Genomic DNA, 6,139 nt, shown 5'->3' on the forward strand with positions numbered 1-6,139 from the left:
TATTTTCTAATAAAATAATATCGCTATAGCATCTATAGATATAGGAGGAAAAGATTATGAAAATGTCTAACATGTTAATATCAACATTAAGAGAAGTTCCAGCAGAAGCTGAAATTGATAGCCATAAGCTTATGTTAAGAGCTGGAATGATAAGAAAAATGGCTTCAGGAATATATAACTATATGCCATTAGGATTAAAAGCTTTAAAAAAGGTAGAAGATATAATTAGAGAAGAAATGAATGATGCAGGAGCACAAGAATTTCTAGCTTCAGCAGTATTACCAGCAGAGCTTTGGCAAGAATCTGGTAGATGGGATGTATATGGTGAAGAAATGTTTAGGCTTAAAGATAGAAATAATAGAGATTTTTGTCTAGGACCTACTCATGAAGAAGTATTTACTGATATAGCAAGAAATGAAATTAAATCATATAAGCAATTACCAGTTAATTTATATCAAATCCAAACTAAATACAGAGATGAAAGAAGACCAAGATTTGGAGTTATGAGATCTAGAGAATTTATAATGAAGGATGCTTATAGCTTTGATAAGGATCAAGCAGGATTAGATTTATCTTATAATAAGATGAGAGAAGCTTATATTAAAATATTTAATAGATGTGATATAGATGCAAAACCAGTTGAAGCAGATTCAGGAGCAATTGGAGGTTCTGGTTCAGCAGAATTTATGGTTAAATCAGAAGTAGGAGAAGATGATGTAGTATTCTGCAGCGCTTGTGATTATGCAGCAAATATAGAAAAGGCTCCTTCTACACCGGAAGTTTCAGAAAAAGAAGATCTAAAAGATTTAGTTAAAACTGAAACTCCAAATATCAGAACTATTGAAGAATTAGTTAAATTCTTTAATACAACTGAAAAGAAATTTGCAAAGACTTTAATATATAATGCAGATGGAAAAGTTGTTGCAGTTATGGTTAGAGGAGATAGAGAAGTTAATGAAATTAAGGTTTCTAATGCTTTAGGTGGAGTAGTTAACTTAAATATGGCTACAACTGAAGAAGTTTTAGCAGCTACTAACGCACAAGTAGGATTTGCTGGACCAATCAATATAAAGGTAGATACTTTATTAGTTGATGAAGAAGTTAGAAATATGTATAATTTCATAGTTGGAGCTAATGAAACTGGATATCATATTGAAAATGTAAACTATGGTAGAGATTTCGAAGGTATAGTAGGAGATTATAGAAATATAACAGAAGGAGAAAAGTGTCCTTCTTGTGGAGCTAAGGTTAATATTTCTAGAGGAACTGAAGTAGGCCATATATTTAAGCTTGGAACTAAGTACTCTGAAGCTATGAAAGCTACTTTTATAGATGAAAATGGTAAGGAAAAACCATTTATTATGGGATGCTATGGTATAGGAGTAACTAGAACATTAGCTTCTATAATAGAACAACATAATGATGAAAATGGAATAGTTTGGCCTTTAGAAGTTGCACCATATCATATTAATGTAATTCCTGTTAATATAAAAGATGAAGCACAAATGGAAGTTGCGAGTAAAATATATGAAGAATTAAAATCTATCGGTGTAGATGTAGTATTAGATGATAGAAATGAAAGAGCAGGAGTTAAATTTAAGGATTCTGAGCTTATGGGTATTCCAATGAGAGTAACTGTAGGTAAGAAAATTTCAGATGGTGAAGTTGAATTTAAGCTTAGAACTGCTGAAATGGAAACTATAAAAATTGAAGATGTAGTAAATAGAGTAAAAGAAGAATTTAATAAAAATAAATTAACTATTAGATAGGAGGTAAATCAATGATACTTTATAATAGCTTAACGAGAAAGAAAGAGGAGTTTGTACCGCTTACTCCTGGAGAAGTTAAGATGTATGTATGTGGACCAACTGTATATAATTATTTTCATATTGGAAATGGGAGAACTTTTATAGTTTTCGATACAATAAGAAGATATTTTGAGTATAGAGGCTACAAAGTAAATTTTGTTCAAAATTTTACTGATATAGATGATAAAATGATAAAAAAAGCCAATGAAGAAGGGACTACAGTAGCTTGCGTTGGAGATAAGTATATAGATGAATATTATAAAGATGCAGATGGACTTAATATAAAAAGAGCATCTACAAATCCTAGAGCAACTGAATTTGTTCAGGATATAATTGATTTTATTTCTGGGCTAATAGAAAAGGGTTATGCTTATGAAGTAGCTGGAGATGTTTATTTTAGAACTAAAAAGTTTGATGGCTATGGAAAGCTTATAAAACAAAGTATAGAGGATCTTCAATCTGGAGCAAGAATTAATATTGATGAAAGAAAAGAAGATCCTATAGACTTTGCTTTATGGAAGGCTCAAAAACCAGGGGAACCTGCTTGGGAAAGTCCATGGGGACTTGGAAGACCAGGTTGGCATATTGAATGTTCATGCATGGCAAAGAAATTACTAGGTGAAACTATAGATATACATGCTGGTGGAATGGATTTAGCTTTCCCTCACCATGAAAATGAGATAGCACAAAGTGAAGCGTTAACAGGAAAGACCTTTGCTAACTACTGGATGCATTCAGCATATTTAAATGTTAATAATGAAAAGATGTCTAAATCATTAAATAACTTCTTAACTGCAAGAGAGGCTCTTAAAAATTATGATGCTGATGTAATAAGATTTTTAATGTTATCAGCTCACTATAGAGTACAATTAAATTTCAGCGGGGAGCTATTAGATTCTGCAAAGGCATCTGTTGAAAGACTTTATAATGCTGTAGCGAATCTTGAAAATTTAATTGATGAAGTTAAGAAAGATAAAATGGATGAAAAAGAAGAAGAGTATTTAAAATCATTAGATGTATATAGACAAAAGTATATTGATAAAATGGATGATGATTTTAATACAGCAGATGCTATAACAGCTATCTTTGATCTTATAAGAGATATTAATTCAAACATCAATATAGAATCATCTAAAGAACTATGTGAAAAAGCTCTAGAATTAATAAGAGAACTTGGTGGACCTTTAGGAATGTTACAAAAATCAACTAAGGGTAGTTTAGAAGAAGAAATTGAAAGATTAATAGAAGAAAGACAGCAAGCAAGAAAAGATAGAAATTTTGCTTTAGCTGACAAGATAAGAGATGACTTAAAGGCTAGAAATATTATTTTAGAAGATACACCACAAGGTGTTAGATGGAAAAAAGTAAATTAATTTAAAGGCTGCGAAAGTGCAGCCTTTATTTAAAGGAGATTAGGATGTTAGAGGATTTAAGAAGTAGGGAATTTAGTAGTGATGAAGCTAGAAGGCTAAATCCTTTGCAATTAGCTTTAGTTGGTGATGCGGTGTTCGAAATATATATTAGAAGTTATATTCTATCTGAGAACACTGAGCTGTCTGCACATAAGATGCATGTTGAGGCTATTAAGTATGTTAAGGCAAAAAGTCAATCTACTATCATTAAGGATATAGAAGAAGAGTTAGAAGAAGATGAAATGTATATTTATAAAAGAGGAAGAAATACTAAATCTGCCACTACTCCTAAAAATGCAAATGTGATAGACTATAGAAACGCTACCGGATTTGAAGCTTTACTTGGATATTTATATTTAATTGGAAACAAAGAGAGATTATTTTATATATTAGAAAAATCAACAAAAGTTAAGTTAACATAAGTTAATAAATGTTATAAGGAGTGAATAAAAGTGACAAAAGGAAATAGAGAAAGTAGAATGAGAGCTAGAGCTGAAAGAAAAATGCTTGAAGGTTCTACTAATCAAGGGAAATTTAAAAACTATGGATTTAGAGAAGAAAGAAAATCTTCTAATAATAGGAATAAAGCAATTGAAAGTCCTGAAGTTGAAGAAAGAGAAGATATAATAGTAGGAAGAAATGCTGTTATGGAAGTATTAAAAAGTGATAGAACTATAGAGGCACTATATATTGCTAATGGTAATATGGAAGGTTCTATTAAAGCTATAATTAATATAGCAAAAGAAAAAGGACTAGTGATAAAGGAAGTTGATAGAAAGAAACTAGACTTTATGAGTGCTGGTAATAATCATCAAGGGGTAATAGCTCAAGTTACAGCATATAAGTATTATGAAGTAGCAGATATGATAAACTATGCTAAAAAGAAAAATCAAGATCCTTTTATAATAGTTTTAGATGAAATAGAAGATCCTCATAATTTAGGTTCAATTATAAGAACAGCAGAGTTATGTGGAGCTCATGGAATAATAATACCAAAGAGAAGAAATGTAGGGGTAACATCTACAGTATATAAATGTTCAGTTGGAGCTATAGAGCATATGAGAATAGCTAAAGTTACAAATATAAATGCTGCTATAGATGAACTTAAAAAAGAAGGACTTTGGATATATGGTGCAGATATCGCTGGTACTGAGTATAGTTATGAAGTTGACTTTGGTGGTCCTTGCGCAATAGTAATTGGAAGTGAAGGTAGAGGTATATCTAAGCTTACTTTAAAGAAATGCGACAAATTAGTAAAAATTCCTATGGTAGGAAGAATTAATTCTTTAAATGCTTCAGTTGCAGGTGGTATAATGATGTATGAAATATTAAAAGGAAGGCTATCAAAATAGCTTTATAGAAGAGGTATGTTTTGAAAATAATATTTGTTGATGGGTATAATGTTATAAACAGTTGGCCTAACTTAAAGTTTCAAAAAGATTATAGTTTTGATGGAGCTAGGCAAAGTTTAATTGATAGCCTACACAACTATTCAGTTTATGAGGGGTGTAAAATAATAATAGTTTTTGATGCCCATAAGGTAAATAGAAGCATTGAAAAGAAAGAAGATATAAATAAAAACATCAGTATAGTATTTACTAAAGATGGTGAAACGGCTGATTCTTATATTGAAAGAGAAGTTCATAATATAGGGAGAAGATTTGAGGTTTATGTTGTAACTTCAGACTGGCTTGAACAACAAACTATATTTCAAAGAGGAGCTGTAAGAGTATCTTCTCTTGAATTCTATAATGAAGTACTTGATACTGAAAGTAGAATAAAAAATAAAACTTTAAAAAATTCAAACTTATCTAAGAATAACTTATTAGATAATGTTGATGAGGAAGTGTTTAATAAATTAGAAGCTATGAGACGTAGTAAATGATAAGTTGATTATTGTAGCTATTATAGATAGGCTTGAAGGGGTGATATGTAGTGGAGGATAGTAGCAAGGTGAATACACATTTTAGTGAGTTTGTGAATAAGACAGATGAAGAAGTAGTTGATAAGGCAAAAACTGGTGATGCAAGAGCTCAAGAGTATTTAATAGCAAAGTATGAGAATTTTGTTAAAGCTAAATCTAAATCATATTTTCTAATTGGTGCAGATAAAGAAGATATTTACCAAGAAGGAATGATAGGATTATATAAAGCTATAAGGGATTTTAAAGCAGATAGGTTAGCAAGTTTTAAAGCCTTTGCTGAGCTTTGTATTACAAGACAAATAATAACAGCTATTAAAACTGCTACTAGGCAGAAGCATATCCCTTTAAACACATATATATCTTTAAATAAACCAATATATGAAGAAGAATCAGATAGAACTCTTATAGATGTTCTGTCGGAACTTAAGATAACTGATCCAGAAGAATTAATTATAGGAAAAGAGCAGTTAAAACATATAGAGGGAGAAATGGCTAAGGTTCTTTCAGATTTAGAAATGGAAGTGCTACAGTCATATTTAGATGGCAAGTCATACCAAGAAATAGCCTGCGATTTGGATAGGCAAGCTAAGTCTATAGACAATGCTCTTCAGAGGGTTAAGAGAAAGCTTGAAAAATGTCTATATAATGATAAATAAGTCATCAAATTTTTATTGACAAATTTTTTGAACAATAGTAAACTTTATAATTGGTATATTAAACTATAAGCCAATTTAACGAGGAAATGCTCACGTAGCTCAGTAGGCAGAGCGTCGCCTTGGTAAGGCGGAGGTCGTCGGTTCAATCCCGATCGTGAGCTCCAATATAGTTGAGCGCTCACTAGTTGTGATTATCGTAATTATAGATTGCTTTGATCTTTGTAGTGTGCTCAATATATTAACCCAAAAAACAGAAAACGCTAGGCAAAGTTTATTACAAAGATTAAAGGAGGATTTTACAATGGCAAAGCAAAAATTCGAAAGAAGTAAACCACACGT

The 6,139-nt window shown here is 31.0% G+C and carries 6 protein-coding genes and 1 tRNA gene; all 7 read left to right on the forward strand.

Going from position 1 to position 6,139, the window contains the following annotated elements; all coding sequences use genetic code 11:
- Positions 1 to 56: 56 nt before the first annotated feature.
- On the forward strand, positions 57 to 1,769 hold the full coding sequence (locus E5347_RS16370; protein ID WP_136008298.1) for a proline--tRNA ligase: 1,713 nt from the start codon (positions 57 to 59) through the stop codon (positions 1,767 to 1,769).
- Between the two features lie 11 nt (positions 1,770 to 1,780).
- A complete protein-coding gene (gene cysS, locus E5347_RS16375) occupies positions 1,781 to 3,181 on the forward strand; it encodes a cysteine--tRNA ligase (protein ID WP_136008299.1) in 1,401 nt (466 codons plus the stop codon).
- Positions 3,182 to 3,225: 44 nt separating this feature from the next.
- Complete coding sequence (locus E5347_RS16380) at positions 3,226 to 3,642, forward strand: Mini-ribonuclease 3 (RefSeq protein WP_136008300.1); 417 nt, start codon at positions 3,226 to 3,228, stop codon at positions 3,640 to 3,642.
- A 30-nt stretch (positions 3,643 to 3,672) separates the two neighbouring features.
- The gene (gene rlmB / locus E5347_RS16385) at positions 3,673 to 4,572 is read left to right on the forward strand and encodes a 23S rRNA (guanosine(2251)-2'-O)-methyltransferase RlmB (RefSeq protein WP_243109809.1); all 900 of its coding nucleotides are present in this window, start codon (positions 3,673 to 3,675) and stop codon (positions 4,570 to 4,572) included.
- A 20-nt stretch (positions 4,573 to 4,592) separates the two neighbouring features.
- Positions 4,593 to 5,105 carry an NYN domain-containing protein gene (locus E5347_RS16390; protein ID WP_136008301.1) on the forward strand — a complete coding sequence of 171 codons (513 nt, stop codon included), beginning with the start codon at positions 4,593 to 4,595 and terminating at the stop codon, positions 5,103 to 5,105.
- Between the two features lie 50 nt (positions 5,106 to 5,155).
- Positions 5,156 to 5,800, forward strand: a complete 645-nt coding sequence (gene sigH, locus E5347_RS16395) for an RNA polymerase sporulation sigma factor SigH (RefSeq protein WP_136008302.1) — start codon at positions 5,156 to 5,158, stop codon at positions 5,798 to 5,800.
- Between the two features lie 88 nt (positions 5,801 to 5,888).
- Positions 5,889 to 5,964: transfer RNA gene (locus tag E5347_RS16400), tRNA-Thr, on the forward strand.
- Positions 5,965 to 6,139: the final 175 nt, after the last annotated feature.

Origin of the sequence: Clostridium sartagoforme, from assembly GCF_004794105.1 — a bacterium.
Classification (GTDB): Bacteria; Bacillota; Clostridia; order Clostridiales; family Clostridiaceae; genus Clostridium; species Clostridium sartagoforme_B.

Excerpts from the sequence above, each read along its gene's own strand:
- E5347_RS16380 (WP_136008300.1), top strand. The coding sequence starts at position 3,226 with ATGTTAGAGGATTTAAGAAGTAGGGAATTTAGTAGTGATGAAGCTAGA.
- cysS (WP_136008299.1), top strand. The coding sequence starts at position 1,781 with ATGATACTTTATAATAGCTTAACGAGAAAGAAAGAGGAGTTTGTACCG.
- E5347_RS16370 (WP_136008298.1), top strand. The coding sequence starts at position 57 with ATGAAAATGTCTAACATGTTAATATCAACATTAAGAGAAGTTCCAGCA.